This is a genomic window from Flavobacterium sp. MEB061 (assembly GCF_000834715.1).
GTDB classification, from domain to species: Bacteria; Bacteroidota; Bacteroidia; order Flavobacteriales; family Flavobacteriaceae; genus Flavobacterium; species Flavobacterium pectinovorum.
Genome location: NZ_JXQR01000074.1, coordinates 546,375 through 561,882 on the forward strand (window position 1 = coordinate 546,375; position 15,508 = coordinate 561,882).

General features: G+C 33.7%; 16 protein-coding genes. 7 read left to right on the plus strand and 9 right to left on the minus strand.

The features are described 5' to 3' along the window. Positions 1–407: 407 nt before the first annotated feature. Genes RT99_RS23555 through RT99_RS23570 form a run of 4 tightly spaced genes read left to right on the plus strand, consistent with a single transcriptional unit; the run spans position 408 to position 5,501 of the window. Positions 408–881, plus strand: a complete 474-nt coding sequence (locus RT99_RS23555) for a DUF4625 domain-containing protein (protein WP_042567242.1) — start codon at positions 408–410, stop codon at positions 879–881. Between the two features lie 10 nt (positions 882–891). Beyond that, entirely contained in the window at positions 892–3,315 is a 2,424-nt protein-coding gene (locus RT99_RS23560; RefSeq protein WP_082037008.1) for a TonB-dependent receptor, read from the plus strand. 34 nt (positions 3,316–3,349) lie between these two features. Next, positions 3,350–4,252 (plus strand): DUF4625 domain-containing protein, encoded by a 903-nt coding sequence (locus RT99_RS23565; RefSeq protein WP_042567154.1) that lies wholly within the window; start codon positions 3,350–3,352, stop codon positions 4,250–4,252. Positions 4,253–4,286: 34 nt separating this feature from the next. Continuing rightward, positions 4,287–5,501 (plus strand): hypothetical protein, encoded by a 1,215-nt coding sequence (locus RT99_RS23570; RefSeq protein ID WP_042567155.1) that lies wholly within the window; start codon positions 4,287–4,289, stop codon positions 5,499–5,501. Between the two features lie 129 nt (positions 5,502–5,630). On the opposite strand, the gene RT99_RS24890 is transcribed toward RT99_RS23570, so the two are convergent. From RT99_RS24890 to RT99_RS23615, 9 genes are all read right to left on the minus strand, one after another. Beyond that, positions 5,631–6,008, minus strand: coding sequence for a hypothetical protein (locus RT99_RS24890; RefSeq protein WP_052483785.1), 378 nt, complete (start codon positions 6,006–6,008; stop codon positions 5,631–5,633). Positions 6,009–6,146: 138 nt separating this feature from the next. Continuing rightward, entirely contained in the window at positions 6,147–7,106 is a 960-nt protein-coding gene (locus RT99_RS23580) for a YheT family hydrolase (RefSeq protein ID WP_042567156.1), read from the minus strand. A 162-nt stretch (positions 7,107–7,268) separates the two neighbouring features. Continuing rightward, on the minus strand, positions 7,269–8,288 hold the full coding sequence (locus RT99_RS23585; protein ID WP_042567157.1) for a cytochrome-c peroxidase: 1,020 nt from the start codon (positions 8,286–8,288) through the stop codon (positions 7,269–7,271). Positions 8,289–8,350: 62 nt separating this feature from the next. Next, positions 8,351–9,217 (minus strand): MbnP family protein, encoded by an 867-nt coding sequence (locus RT99_RS23590; RefSeq protein WP_042567158.1) that lies wholly within the window; start codon positions 9,215–9,217, stop codon positions 8,351–8,353. A 43-nt stretch (positions 9,218–9,260) separates the two neighbouring features. Further along, a complete protein-coding gene (locus RT99_RS23595; RefSeq protein WP_042567159.1) occupies positions 9,261–9,638 on the minus strand; it encodes a hypothetical protein in 378 nt (125 codons plus the stop codon). A gap of 5 nt (positions 9,639–9,643) precedes the next feature. Then, the gene (locus RT99_RS23600) at positions 9,644–11,626 is read right to left on the minus strand and encodes a TonB-dependent siderophore receptor (protein ID WP_042567160.1); all 1,983 of its coding nucleotides are present in this window, start codon (positions 11,624–11,626) and stop codon (positions 9,644–9,646) included. 4 nt (positions 11,627–11,630) lie between these two features. Beyond that, complete coding sequence (locus tag RT99_RS23605; RefSeq protein WP_042567161.1) at positions 11,631–12,554, minus strand: hypothetical protein; 924 nt, start codon at positions 12,552–12,554, stop codon at positions 11,631–11,633. Between the two features lie 241 nt (positions 12,555–12,795). After that, a complete protein-coding gene (locus tag RT99_RS23610; RefSeq protein ID WP_242607247.1) occupies positions 12,796–13,089 on the minus strand; it encodes a hypothetical protein in 294 nt (97 codons plus the stop codon). Positions 13,090–13,324: 235 nt separating this feature from the next. After that, complete coding sequence (locus tag RT99_RS23615; RefSeq protein WP_042567163.1) at positions 13,325–13,765, minus strand: putative quinol monooxygenase; 441 nt, start codon at positions 13,763–13,765, stop codon at positions 13,325–13,327. 199 nt (positions 13,766–13,964) lie between these two features. Between RT99_RS23615 and RT99_RS23620 the strand changes: the two genes are divergently transcribed. Genes RT99_RS23620 through RT99_RS23630 form a run of 3 tightly spaced genes read left to right on the plus strand, consistent with a single transcriptional unit; the run spans position 13,965 to position 15,451 of the window. Next, positions 13,965–14,546, plus strand: a complete 582-nt coding sequence (locus RT99_RS23620) for a TetR/AcrR family transcriptional regulator (RefSeq protein ID WP_042567164.1) — start codon at positions 13,965–13,967, stop codon at positions 14,544–14,546. Between the two features lie 52 nt (positions 14,547–14,598). After that, positions 14,599–15,090, plus strand: a complete 492-nt coding sequence (locus tag RT99_RS23625) for a thioesterase family protein (RefSeq protein ID WP_042567165.1) — start codon at positions 14,599–14,601, stop codon at positions 15,088–15,090. Further along, positions 15,083–15,451, plus strand: coding sequence for a polyketide cyclase (locus RT99_RS23630; protein ID WP_042567166.1), 369 nt, complete (start codon positions 15,083–15,085; stop codon positions 15,449–15,451). The genes RT99_RS23625 and RT99_RS23630 overlap by 8 nt, the downstream gene beginning before the upstream one ends. The last annotated feature ends 57 nt before the right edge of the window (positions 15,452–15,508 follow it).

Genomic DNA, 15,508 nt, shown 5'->3' on the forward strand with positions numbered 1-15,508 from the left:
AATTGTTTTTTATGTTTTTTATTTTTGAAAGTTTCATTTCTTTCAGGATTTCTGTAGCCATAAATAACATTTTATGGCATCATTAAATCAATTTTGATATTCATAATTCGGCTTCAAATTCAATTCAAAATAAAAACCTAAAAACCATTTAGGCACATGCCGTATGTTACGTTTTTAAACCAGGTAAAATAGATTTCAATTCTAAATTGATATTGAATTCTTATTTGGTTTCAAAAGTGAAAGCTTATTTCCCAAGGTGCTTATTAGAGCATAATCACACCATTAGTTTATAAAATTACGTAATGCCATCATTGCTATTCTGAAATAGCTGTGCTGTATTGTTGTATCGTTTTCTTTCGTAACCCAATTTAATATTTATGAATACAATCCAGACCAAATCAAAAAACATGAAAATACTACAAATTGCCTTTTCGCTTCTTGTAATGTCTTTTTTTGTTACCGCCTGTTCAAGCGATAATGAGCAAATTGACACAGAATATCCGGTTATTGATATTTCTGCTTCAAATACTTTTCCTGTGCAATGCAGTGAAATTACACGCGGACAAAAAATCACCTTCAGAACAAAATTTACAGATAATGCCGAATTAGGTTCTTACAGTCTTGATATTCACCACAATTTTGATCATCATACGCATAGTACAGAAGTCAATGATTGTGTTTCAGATCCTATCAAAAAACCTGTAAATCCTTTGTTATACATCAATTCTGTCACTATTCCCACAGGGCAAAAAAGTTACGAAGCCGTTCAGGAAATCAGCATTCCACAGGATATTGATCCCGGAGATTATCATTTTTTAATCCGCCTGACGGATAAAGAAGGCTGGCAGACCATTAAAGGTTTAAGCATTAAAATTTTATAAGCTGATTTTGATGTATAAAACCAAATTAAATCGATTCCGAATTTTTTGTCTGCTTTTTTGTTTTGCTATAGTTTCAAAAACGGCAGCACAATCAGTTCGTATATCAGGTAAAGTACTTTCCAGTGAAAGGGGTTCGCTGGAAGGTCTTACCGTTATTATTCAGCCCGGTAATTTAACCACAATTACAGACAAAAAGGGTCATTTTTATTTTACAAATATTCCAAAAAATTCGAAAAGCTTAACGATAAACTACGCGGGTTATCTGCCTTATGAAATAAAGCTTTCACCGAAAGAAAGTGCCGTTTTATTACCGGATATTTTATTAAAACCAGACATAAAAGAATTAGAAGAAGTGGTCGTTACAGATCATTTTGGCTTTCGCCGAAAAAAAGAAGAATCGTTAAATATCGAAACCGTAAACAGCAGTTTTATCCAGAGAAACCTCGGCGGAAGCCTTATGCAATCGCTGCAAAGAATTCCCGGTGTTAAAACGATTTCCATTGGTTCCGGAGGTTCAAAACCATTAATCCGCGGCCTCAGTTTTAATCAGGTTATTGTGGTCGAAAACGGCATTAAACACGAAGGCCAGCAATGGGGCGCAGATCATGGACTAGAAATCGATCAATATGCGGTAAATCGCGTCGAAATTATCAAAGGTCCCTCCTCTTTTATGTACGGATCTGATGCTATTGGCGGAGCGATCAATATAAAACCCGTTCCCGCGCCTGCAAAAAACACATTGGGAGGAAGTATTGATTTTACCGGGAAAAGTAACAACGAACAATTTGGCGGATCGATTAATCTGTTTGGGCGCAATGAAAAATGGTTTTTCGATACCCGAATGACGGTTATGGATTACGGCGATTATCGTGTTCCTACAGATACGGTTCATGTTTACAATTATGCTGTTCCATTATATAAAAATCGCCTGCGAAATACTGCAGGACGTGAACTCGATTTGCACGCAAGTACAGGATATGTTTCCGAAAAATTTAAATCGGTTTTATATGCGAGTAATGTTTACAGTAAAAGCGGCTTTTTTGCCAATGCACACGGATTGGAACCTCGAAATGTTGATGCTGAACTTCACGACAAATCGAGCCGTGATATTTTGATGCCTTTCCAGGAAGTAACACATACTAAAATCAGTAATACAACTTCTTTTCAAATAGGAAATCATCAGCTGGAAACACAATTGGGATTTCAGAAGAATTTCCGTCGCGAATGGAGCCATTATGTCAATCATGGTTTTATGCCGCCCCTATATCCTGATGATATGTATGCACCTCATAATCTGGAAAGACAGTACGATAAAGAAGTTTTTTCTATCGCAATTAAAGATGAATTTTCGATAAATAAACATCAGTTTACTGTTGGAATCAATGGCGAAAAACAGCAGAATACTATTAATGGCTGGAGTTTTTTAATTCCTGCTTTCCAGCAAATTACGGCGGGATTATTTGCTTATGATAAAATCCGGATCAGTGATTTATGGCTGCTTCATGGCGCTGTTCGGCTCGATTATGGTAAAATCGAAATGGAGCAATACAACGATTGGTTTCTAAGTGAAATTACGGAAAATGGTCAGACAACGTCTCAATATTTAAAACGTTCAGATGATTTGAACAGAACATTTCAAAGTTTTAATTGGTCAGCGGGAGTGAATTATAATCCGGGGAAACTGGCGTTAAAAGCAAATCTGGGAACGAGTTTTAGAATGCCGATTGCAAAAGAACTGGCTTCAAACGGTGTCAATTATCATTATTTCAGATTTGAAAAAGGAAACCCTGATTTATCTGCAGAACGTTCGTATCAATTAGATTTTGGTATGGAATGGCAGGAAAATAAATGGTCTTTTCAACTGAGTCCGTTTTTTAATTATTTCCCCAATTATATATATCTGAATCCCACTTCGCAACATGATATTTATTACGGAGCAGGAAATCAGGTGTTTGAATATGAGCAAAGTAAAGTGATGCGATACGGTGGCGAATTGCAAACGCGTTATCAGTTTATGACTGGTTTAAGTGTCGAAATTCTGGCCGAATATCTTTATTCTGAACAATTATCTGGAAACAAAAAAGGTTATACGCTTCCCTTCTCTCCTCCTGCTTCGGTTTTGTTTGGGATGACGTACAGTCCGGAAATCAAGAATTTGAGAGATACTTATTTTTCGCTTGATTATCGTTATACCGCTGCGCAAAACCAGATTGTTCCTCCCGAAAAGAAAACCGCGAGCAGTAATGTTTTCAACCTTGCTTTGGGAACGAAATTAAAAACCGGAAAACAGGATTTTATAATCAGCCTGCAGGTTCAAAACCTGTTTAATACCAAATACCTCAATCACACGAGTTTTTACCGGTTAATCGAACTTCCTGAAGCCAGCCGAAATATTATTCTGTCGGTAAAAGTTCCTTTTTTAATTCATCAATAAAAATTTTAAATCAAATTAATAAATCCTAAATCTTATGAAAAAAGTAAAATTATTTCTTCTGTTGTCCATTGCGGCTGTTTCGTTTACGGCCTGTGATAACGATGACAACCAGGAAGCCGCAAAACCCACAGCTGAAAACATTGAAATTGGAACCGCCAATAACAAACGAGCCTTAATTGGTCGTGATTTTCATTTTAATGCCGATGTTGTTGCCGGCAATAAAATTGCCGATGTACAGCTAAAAATCCTTCCGAAAAGTGGAGAAACCTACACAAAAGACTGGAAACTGGAGTTTAAGTGGGCTGAATACATCGGAACAAAAAACACCAATGTACATAAACATTTTACGATTCCTGCAGATGCTCCCGAAGGTAAATTTGATTTCTATTTTTTTGTTTTGGATGAAAATGGAACCCAACTCGAAATCAAAGAAGAAATCACAATTACAGATCCTGCGAATATGCCTGCTGATCCTTTAATAGGACGCGATATTATTTCCAGAAACGACGATCTGATTTATTATATGGAAACCTGGGTGGAGCCGGAATTAATCTTCAAAAAAAATGATTTGCTTACAGCCCATGCGCAGGTTAGCCAGATTGTGGGCGACGGAATTTTATATTCTGTTTTAATCAAAAAAAGCCTGAATTACCATCCAGAAAGCATTGATAATCTTGATTTTAAAAAAGTAATTGTGATTTCAAAAGTTGAACATAAAGACCTTCCTGCTGCTTCAAAAATTGCTACGCTTCAAAAAATAAATGACGTATGGGGCGGAGAAAGCATCACTATTGGCGCTGATAAAGATGCTATTGGAGAAGCAACAACTTTAGATAAATCGTGGCAATCCGGTCAATACAATTGGGTAATTCTTTATAAAAATACCACACACAATTTGAGCGTCTATAAATCGATGCCAATTACCATTAGTTTCTAATTAAACCCAAATATTAATTTAAATACATTTTACAATGAAAAACAATTATTTCAAACTGATTTTCTTATTTGCTTTGTCGACTTTCGTGATCTCCTGTAGTAATGATGACGACAACAATGTTGAAACTCCCGAAGAAACGCTTTCAGAATTTAAATACCTTAGAATTTTACTCTCTGACGAAAAAACCAATGAAATTACGTTGGTAAATCCGGTTGATGCCACAACAAGTTCTTTTAATGCAAAGTTTGCAAAATCTGCTCTTTATACTACAGAATCTGGCAGATATGCAGGAATAGTGCATAGAGCTGACAACACGGTTGAAACTTTTGACAGCGGTTTTGAAAGTCATGGCGATCATGTTGATGTAGACGGTCTTCCGCAATTTGGTGCTTTGACAGGAAAATCACTTTTGCCAACGCATTTTAAAAGTAAAATAGGCGAATTATTGACTTTTAATGACGGAGACGGCACATTGTCTGTGGCAAAAGAAGCTGAAATTAATACTCCAGGTGCGGTATTTAAAGTGATAAATGCAGGACTTTTGGCGCATCACGGTGCAATGGCGACTTTTACTAACGGAACTTATGCCATTACTGAAAAGGATAATTCGATTACAGGAACGCTTCCTGAAAAAGTAAAAATTATAGACAATACCGGTAAAACACTTTTTGATGCCACAATTGTTACCAAAGGAATTCACGGAAATGCTTCTGACGGAACTTATGCTGTTTTTGGTTCTGCTAGTGGAGTTCTTGTTGTTGAAAGTACAGGGAAACAAAAATTGATTGCACTTCCTGAAGATTTTGGAACTGCTTGGTTTGGAAGTATTTTAGAAACTTCAACGAAAGGGAAATTTGTAGGTTACACTGCCGCAAAAGGAGCTTATTTAATTGATGTTGTAAACAGCACAATTAAACCAATTTTGCAAAATACAACTATCATGCAATGTAAAGTAAGCTACAATGATAGCAAACTGGGAATTTTATTGCATTCCGGAGAATTCAAACTATTCAACCTAAACAGTTTATCAGTTGAAAAAGAAGCAAAAATAATTGCCGAAACCGCAACTGATGCAACACTAAAACCACAAATCCAGTTAACAGAGAATTTTGCTTACATCACATCTCCAAATACAGGAGAGTTATTGCAATTAAATTTGACTTCCATGGAAATTTCAAAGAAAATTAAGGTTTCGAAAACGCCTTATATGATTACGATTCTTGGATTTGAAAACAGTGAAAGTCACTAATTTTTAATCTGATAATATAAAACAAGCTGCCAATGGCAGCTTGTTTTTTTTAGGTTAAAGCTTCTATTTCAGCGGTACTTAATTTGAATATTTTTCAATCTGGATAAATGTCTGTCTACTAAACTAACATTATTTTTTGGTTCCTTTTACAGGTTGTTTCGTGCTTACGGTATCCTTAGTTTGAGATGAAGTATATGTTGAACCATCTTTAGCACTTTCTCCGGGACCACTTCCTGTACCCTGAGTAGATTCTCTCTTGGTAGCAGTTCCCGGGTCCGAAATACTTCCCGCTCCGGTAACACCCTCCGATTCTGTTCCTGTTGCGCCAGTTGCATTGGTACCGGATGTATTTGAACCTTTATTTTCAGTGGTGTCTGTAGCAGTTGTATCAGGAGTTTGTCTTGTGTCAATTTCATCACTATACCCATCTTTATTATTTTTACATGAAAGTAAAAGTCCTATTATCAATACAGTTAAAACAATTTTTAATTTAGATAGCGTTTTCATAATATTGTTGTTTGTTCGTTATATTTCAAATTTAGAAATATGGTGAACTAAACATTTTATATAATTTGAATTGTATTTTATATCCTTTAACGCAAGTGGTTATTTAAAAAATGCTAAAAGTTCGCAACATTCCAGAGGTTATTGGAAGGATTTAAAGAACTCATAAGCTCTTGTCTCTGCATAGGAATATGTTGAATTGCGCAGTGGAAAAGCACAATGTCCTCCGTACTTTGGGGTTTCAAGATACACATACAGACTGTCCTTTGCGATAGCTGTTGGGTAACATCTTTCTCCCAAAAAAGGATCATCGAGAGAATTAATAATTAAAACCGGAATGGTAATATTTTTAAGGGAGAATTCAGGAGAAACACGTTGATAATAGTCGTCACGGCTGGCAAAACCATGCAGTGGTGCTGTAAAATAATGATCCACTTCATCAAAAGAAGTAATACTGTCAATTTGATCACGGTTTATAAAATCAGGAAATTGTGCCGCTTTGTATTTTAGCTTTTTTTTAATATCGATTGTAAAATTCTTTAAATAAACCCTGTTAAACCCTTGTTTGAGTACAGCAGCGCTTGTAGCAATATGAGTAGGCACTGAAATGGAAACTCCTGCTTTTACGCGTTCATCCATTTTTGTCCAGCCAAAATAATTTAAAAGCTGAACACCTCCCATTGAATATCCAATCAAATAAACATCTTCGAATCCTTTTTTCAGGACAAACTGAACTACTTCATCAAGATCATCAACTGCACCATGATGATAAAGTCTTGGCAATCGGTTCATTTCTCCTCCGCAGGTACGGTTATTCCAGGCGAAAACTGAAAAACCTTTCTCCTGAAAATAAGTTGCACAGCTATTATTATAAGTTCTGCGGGAATCGCCTTCTAAACCATGGCACAAAATCACTGCTTTTTTAGGATCATTTAGAATAAAATCTATATTAATAAAATCCCCGTCATTCAATTCATGTTTTTCTCTTGTGTATCCCGGAACTTCAAACTTTTTAAATAAAGCAGCGTAAATAGTAGAGATATGCCTGTTCCGATGAATAATCGGAGGAAAATTATATTCTGATTGTTCAATTACAGGCATGATAAAAAAGTTTTTGGTGCTTATACAAAGCTAACAAATCAATCAATGTAATTTAAAACTTTCTTTTTTTATTTCATTTTTAATAAATTAAAAAAAATAGACCAGTTTAATAACAAAATATAACTTTTGGTAGGTAAAACTCACGATATCAAATTAAATGAACTAATTCCCTAAAAAATGATTATCCGTTAGTGTTTTCATAAACGAAATAAGATTGCTCTTTTCTTCTTCCGTAAGTGGTATTTTGTTGCCATTATTTTTAAAAACCGGGTCAAGATTGTCGGCTTCTAAAACGCCATTATCAAAATAATCTAAAACAGATTTTAAAGTAGAAAACTGTCCAAAACTTCCGTAAGGCGCTGTATATTCGATATTTCTTAAAGTAGGAACCCGAAAACTCATATAATCAGAAGCAATGCCTGTAACCCTTGCTCGTCCCGCTTCGTTGGAATTTGTGTTTACAGGAAAGCCAATATTTCTAAAACTTTGATCTGTAAACAATTCTGTACCATGACAACTCGCACATTTTTGCTGAAATGTCTCATATCCCTTTGCTTCACTTGTGGTAAAGGATTCTCCTTCATTTCGTTTTACTTTGTCATATTTGCTGTTGGCAGAAATTAGCGTGTACTCAAACTGTGCTATACTTTTATAAATTCTTTCGGGAGTAATACTTTCATCTCCAAATGTTTTTCGGAACAAATCTTTATAAGCGGGATCATCCTTAATTTTCTCTATTACTTCCAGAATTGAAGAATCCATTTCTTCATGAGTTATAATGGGAACTAATGGCTGTGTTTCAAGCTGTAGTTTACTTCCGTCCCAATTATAAAACTTCATAAACATTAAATTCTGAAGTGATGGTGCATTTCGCAGTCCGACCCTTCCTTCAATTCCAATCGCTTGCGGATTATGATCTGCAAAAGCATTCGACTGAATGTGGCAGCTGGAACAGGAAATAGTATTATCTGCACTGAATCTTTTTTCAGAGAAAAGTTTTTCTCCTAATTCCACACCATATTTTGTTGGTTTATTTAAACGCGCAAAACTATTCACTTGCGGAAATTCAGAAGGAATATTTAATGTAATTTCAGGATTGTCTATAGAAATCATTTCAGAATCATCATTATTACAAGATGTTAATAACGATATTACTGATAAGAAAACAATTATTTTTTTCATTAGAAATGAATTTAAAAATAGAGTCGTCTCAAATTACATCAAGACGACTCTAAAATATAGTTTTAGTTTTCTACGGCAGTAACAGAAAACATTCCGCTGATATCGCTTGAACCATTTCCACCCAAATTATCAACAAACTTCACCATTTGAGCAGCAGTATGAACGTTTGGAGTTGCATTATCATTCATTCCTGTTCCTGTAGATAAAGTAATTGTATTGATTTTTCCGCTTAATAATTTATCAAAGTCAGCTGCAATTTTGATTTTTGGTGCTTTACTTCCAACAATTGCATTTGTACTAAGATTTAAAGTAATATCTCTGTATGCATTTACGCCCTGAGTATAAGCACCTTCAGTTCCTTCAACAGTACTTCCGGTATGAATTGACATTGCTTTATTGTCAGTATCATAAAAACCTTCTACTTTTGTAAAACGGTATCCACTTCCCCATTCCCACATCATTTCTGTATCGTTAGCTCCTGCAGCTGCATAGAAATTAGGAAATCTAACCTGGTCTAAAGTATTTTGTTCCGGTTTGATTCCTAAACCAAATTTAATCTGCTTATAAGTCGCCGACGGAATATTACTTAAAACATAACTTAAAGAAGCTGTTTTTGCCTGATCGATAACTGTTGCGCCTTTATCCAAATCATTTATGTTATATGGAACTTCATCCCCGTTGTCTTTTATAAGGCGGATATTACTGATTACATATTTTAATTCTGAAAAATGATGCACTTGTCCTGCAGCCGAGGTATTGGCTGTTGCAGAAGTTGAAGCTGCATTACCTAAAACGATAGTAGTGTTTTTAAAAGTATTATTGAATTCCAGCGTCACATTGTTTGCCACAGGATTATCATCATCACTAGAGCAAGATACGAATGCCAGCATAGTTACTGACAACAAAAGGTATTTTTTGAAATTTTGCATTTTTATTAATTTAATTATTGTAATTCTATTTATTGAGTCTTGGTTAACAGCAATTAAAAAGAGGCGGCGGTACAAATATTTCCAGATAAGGCTCAAAATGAATCCATTCTTTATAAATTAATATTTTATTTGAATTTATATTTTTTAAGATTTCAGGCTTAAATTTCACTTCCGAAATCAAAACAAAATCAATCTTTTTACTGATACCATTAAGTTCTAAATCGTTGTTTTTTTCTGATTTTTTAAGCTCTTTTTTCAAATGGCATTTACCATGGCATTGCAGTTGAGGTTTAGTTTTATTAATACAAAACTCTTTTTCAATATCATTTTGATTCAGTTTAAAGTGTACAATAATCAATGCCTGCTGGAAAGAAACCAGCAGAAACAGCATTGTCATTGTGATACTAAAAACTTTTTTCATTTTTATTAGAAGTTGAATTTTAAGGAAGTAAAAATATTACGTCCCATTCTCGGTATATTTCCCCAATCTGCATAAGTGCTGTAATATTCATTTAATAAATTTTCTGCACCAACCTGAACAACCGTTTTTACTTTATTAATTTTGAAAGTATAATTGGCAGAAATATTCCAAATGGTGTAAGCAGATGTCTGGTTTTCTCCATATTCCGGACTGTAATTAATTTGTGCAAAATCACCATTTACAGAAGTCTGGATACCAAAATTTTTATGCATAAAATGAAGAGAAGTCTGGTAACTTAACGGACGAATAAAAGGCAGGTTTCCTGCTTTATCATCCATTCCGCGTGCATAAGTTAGGGTTCCTTTCCAATGCAAATGCTCTAAAATATCATAAGCGGCATTCATCGACATATTAAAAAGCGTTGCATAATCTAATGAAGTATACCCTTTTACGCCAACCGATTGATAGTTCATCGGACTTCCCATGCTTAAAACCCTGCCAATAATATAATTTTGTATGTAGAAATAATTTACTTTTCCCTGAATGCTTAATTTTTCGTTTTTAAAACCTGCGCTTGCATTTCCTTCATACGAAATTTCATTTTTTAAATTTGGGTCTCCGATATAATCATAGCGATCAAAACTATTGTAAATGTAATATCCATAACCTTCAGAAACAGAAGGTGCTCTGTGTCCATAACCTGTTCCAACAGAAAAATTAAACTGATCAATATCCAATTGATATCCCGCATGCAGACTCGGTAAAAATCTCGTTTTTTCCTGAGACGCACCCGGATGAAAAATCCAGTTAAATTCTACATATTTGGAATAATTGTAATTTACTCCTAAAGACCCCCCTAAACTAAGCTGGCTTTTCTCTGAAATATCCCAGTAATTATTCATAGAAAGTCCGCCATATCTCGTAGTAACCCACGGCCAGCTATAAGCAAACATAGATCTTTTGCTTCGGTCCTGTGGGTACATTCGCATTTCTGCAATTGACAAATTATCGTATGCATTTAATTGTATTTCAGAAGAATAACTATTCTTTTTTATATTTGCTTTAGAAACCAATCCGTAAGTAGTGCTCCAGCCCGGCATATCCATGTGAACCAGATTTTCAGGACGCGTTGTATCATCCATATAATGTTCTATCGCATTAAAATAAACCTTACTATCAATAACTCTTACCAAACCTTCTTTAAATAATTGTTTATAAGAAGCTGAAGTTATTAGCGCTCTCGAAAGTGATAAATCCATTGGCAATGCAGGAAAACCAACATCCTTTGCCATATCAAAAATTGCATCTAATCTAACCGATGACAAATCACTGGTTTTGTACGCCAAACCAAGCGAGGTATTGAATTTTTTATATTGTGAATGTTTTACTTCATCATCATTACCGTCATAATAATTATCTGCTTTTCTGTACGAAATGCTTCCATCTGCAACAAATTTATTGCTTGAATAAGAGACATTTCCAAGATTAAAAAACTGTTTATTATTAAACTCAAATCCGCTTTGATAGCTTCCGTTCCACTTTCTTTCTGTGCTAAATGGCGTACTTCTTCTTTTTAAATCAATACTTCCGGCAACTGTTGCACCATGAAGACTTCCTTCCTGCCCTGATTTAATATCAATTGCAGCAAGATTATTGCTTTCTACATAAGATGTTATCGGATCCATTTTATCGGTACAGGCCCCAAAAATATGCATCCCGTCAATTGTAACCGTCGAACGTTCTGTACTCATATTGTTTAGTAATGGTTCCCACGCATAAGCGCCACGTTTTATGAAACTTATATTATCTGAAGATGATAAAAATTCATCTACCGAAACTGCCATTTTCATCTCTGTTTCGATCTTTTTTTGGGCAGCGTTTTTTACGGTTACTTCCTCTAGATTTTTTATACTGTCATGATGTACATGTGCATTTTGGGCAGTTACAGATATTCCCAAAAAAAGTAATGCTATTGATATATATTTCATGATATTAAAATAAAGTATCAATATAAAGTTCACTTTTTACACCTTCAACTCCGGGCGTAAAATCTGTTGGAACAACCGTTCCTTTTAGGATCAATCCGTTTTGATTCATCATAATTAAATTCAATGTCCAGTTTCCGGTCATCGTATAATTGACCACGCCATGATATAAACCATCACTTTGCTGTGTTAAATCCTGATTATTTGGCGAAGAATGATTTCCCATTGAAGGCTCGGGCATTCTCGGATCTAATTTTAAGGTATAACCCGTTACTTCTGAATAAGAAAATTGCGAAGGATCTGGAAAAGTCCCTGCGGGAGTTGTTGGCTTATTGTATTTATAGATTCCGGCAACCAATTTATTTTCTGCAACTGTTGGTTTTTGTGGCGAAACCAATGCAATAAAGTACTGTTCGTTATCTTTTCCCGTAAAAGCCGTCATATTAAGATTTTTGTTGCTTTGTTTTTCAACAGAAACATCTTTATTAATCTCATATTTCTGATTCTCAACTGTAAAACTCACGTATAATTTCCAGCTTGCAGTTGTTACGCTTTCTGATGTAAATACAGAATAACCATTGTAATAGCCATTTGAAGCATTATATTCTAAATTATATTGATGTGGACATGAATTTGTATTTCCATCAGTATTAGTCATTACAGGCAAAAAAGTAACTTCGGAGGCACTTACATTTTGATTAGTCTGCGTATTGGTAACTTTTAAGTGAAGCTCATTATAACCTTTGTAAAAAGTTCCGTTTAAGGCCTCAATACTAATTTTATAAATGCCGCTGGTCAAAGAAACAGCTTCTTTAAATTCATAATATTCAGGAACTTCAGAGTCTATTTCTGCTTCGTAATCTGTTTTGTCGATTGTACAGGAAGTAATCACAAAAAATATTGCGATTACTAAAAAATTAAAAGATTTCATTAAAATGAATTTTATAAAAACTGTTTAAAATGAGCACAAAGACATAAGCTGAAAATCAAACATAAGCTTGTGCAGTGAATTTGAAGAGGTATAGAAAAACACAAATAAAATTGCATTAATCAATTAAGATCAATAGTTTTCAAATAAAATAAGAAACAGAAAAAACGCTGTATTTAAATACAAATAAGACAGTAACATTGAAATAGTTACAATGTCAAAATTTTAAATTTGAAAGATTGATCTATGCGAAATAGAGAGGAGGATGAAATGTAAGATTAGAAGCCCCTATTGGTTTCTTTTCAAACAAAATAGAAGAATTATTTTTTGTTTCGATTACAGGAACTATATCAAAATGAACTTCAAGAGTATTTTGAACATATACAAGCTCCGTTTTTTCTTTTAAGCTGTCCTGCATTTTTCTTTCGTTATCAGAATATTTTTTGATGCTTTTTTGAAGTTCACATCGACCATTACAACTGTTAAAAGCTAATTTACGTTGTACACAAATCGTTTTGGCGATCTCTGTCTGATTCATTTTGAAGGAAGCATATATAAACAAACTGCCAAATGACGGCGCCATAATCAGAAAGGAAAGTAATAAGATAAAAAACCTTTTCAACTGTTTGCTAGATTTATATATTCAGCAAAAATACATCATTTATACTTTTATTTTAAAGAAACTTCTTGTTTTATTAAACAAAAAATCATTATTCACTCATTAACAAGTGTTTATTTATCAGCTATATTTCGAAATCTTGTATAAGCGGCTATTATTCATTTATTTTTTTAAACAAGAATTTCATAGATTCGGGATCAATTGTATTCATTTCTACCAACTTTAATGCTTTAACCATTTTAGTTGTAGTTGTTTTATATTTTTGAAAATGCGGTGTTTTTAAATGTGCCTGATAAGCATCTTTATCATTATATATTTCTATTATTCTTATTTGAGTAGAATCACTTTTTTGATACATAGGAAAGATTGCCAAAACGCCGGGTTCTAACTTTACAGAAGCAGCCGACTCTTCTTTTAATATGGCTTTGTATTGTGATAAATGTTCGGGATAAATTTCAATTTCTGCAATACGAACCATCATATCTTTTTTTTGGGCAGATATAGAACCGGAAATAAGAAATACGATTGTAAATACTAAACATAAAAATCGACCTTTTGAAAAATTGCTTTGAAGATTCAGGGTTAACTTTTTCATATATAAAAATTCAAATTTAATTATTCTATTGATGTTGAATTATCTTAAGACATCTAATAGACATACAATTTACTTATTTTCTTTGTATTATTAATCTATCCTCCTTAGAACTTCTTGTTTCAGTTGAAAATTTTCACAACATTTACGCATACCGATCGGTATTTATATTATATTTGTTGAATCGCTATAAGCAAACATTATGAATACTTCTGAAATTATTTTAGATAAAGTAGCTCCTATATTTAACAAACAAGGATATGTTGGAACCAGCCTGACAGACATTACTAAGGCAACAGGTCTTACAAAAGGTGCGATTTACTGTAATTTTTTGAATAAAGAAGATTTAGCGTTAAAGTCATTTCAACTAAATGTAAACCTTGCAATAACTCCCTTATTCAAGCTGGTTGCCAGCAAAGAAGGCAGTTTAAATAAACTTCATGCTATAACAGAATATCAACGCAGCTATTATGATTTGGTTAAAGACAGAGGCGGATGCCCGATGTTGCGTGCAGGAGTTGATACCAAATTTATTAATCCGTTATTATTTAAAGCAGCGCAAAATTTATCTCAAAAATTTACTGTCGGTTTAACCAATATTATCAAGGATGGTATTGCTAATGATGAAATTAAGCAAAATACTGATCCTGATAAATATGCTAAAATAATTTTATCCTTAATTGAAGGCAGTTCTCTTTTGACTTTTACCCACAATGACCCAACCTACATCAATGACGCAATGGATTTTATAGATCAAACTATAATCGAAAGCATCAGCAAATAAAAATTTTTAACCTTTCAGATACCGATCGGTATTTGATGTAATAATTATAAAAATGGAAAAAATATTAAAGACAAAAAGAAAAGTAAGGTTTCAGGATTGTGATCCTTTTAATCATTTGAACAATTCTAAATATTTAGAATATTTTATTAATGAACGTGAAGATCAAATTGCCGAAAACTATGACCTTGACATATTTGAATATATGAAAACAACAGGACTTAGCTGGGTTGTTGCATCGAATCAGATCAGTTATTTGAAACCGGCTTTTACAATGGAAACGGTATTAATTGAGTCTCAGCTGATTCAATATACAGACAATCTTTTACTGGTTGAAATGAAAATGTGGAATGAAAATGAAACAGAATTAAAAGCAATTTTATGGATAAAGTTTATTCAGTACAACATCCAGACAAAAAAAGCAGCAAGCCATTCCGAAGATTTGATGAAATTATTTGAATCGGTTGTATTACCTGTTGATCAGTCTGTTTTTGAAAATAGATATTTAGAAATTATTAAAAATTTAAAAACAAGAACTCATGCCTAAACCAGAAACAATTGAACAATTTATAGCAATGGTCGAATCTAACGAACATGATAAAGCGATTGAAAAATTCTACACTATTGATGCTTCTATGCAGGAAAATCAGGCAGAACCACGTGTCGGCAGAGATAATCTTGTTGCTAACGAAAAAAATACACTTCAAAAAGTCAAATCTTTAGTATCAAAATGTATTCGTCCCTATTTTATGAATGGTGATCAGGTTGTTATTCGATGGTATTTCAGATTTGAATGGAAAAATGGAACTATTTCTGAAATTGAAGAAATCGCGTATCAAAACTGGCAGGAAGAACTTATAAAATCAGAAAAGTTCTTTTATGATCCTAAACAGTTTACAAGCATGTAATAATAAAAACATACAACCCAAAAATTAAAAAGGATACAGCCATAGCAAAAGCAACTA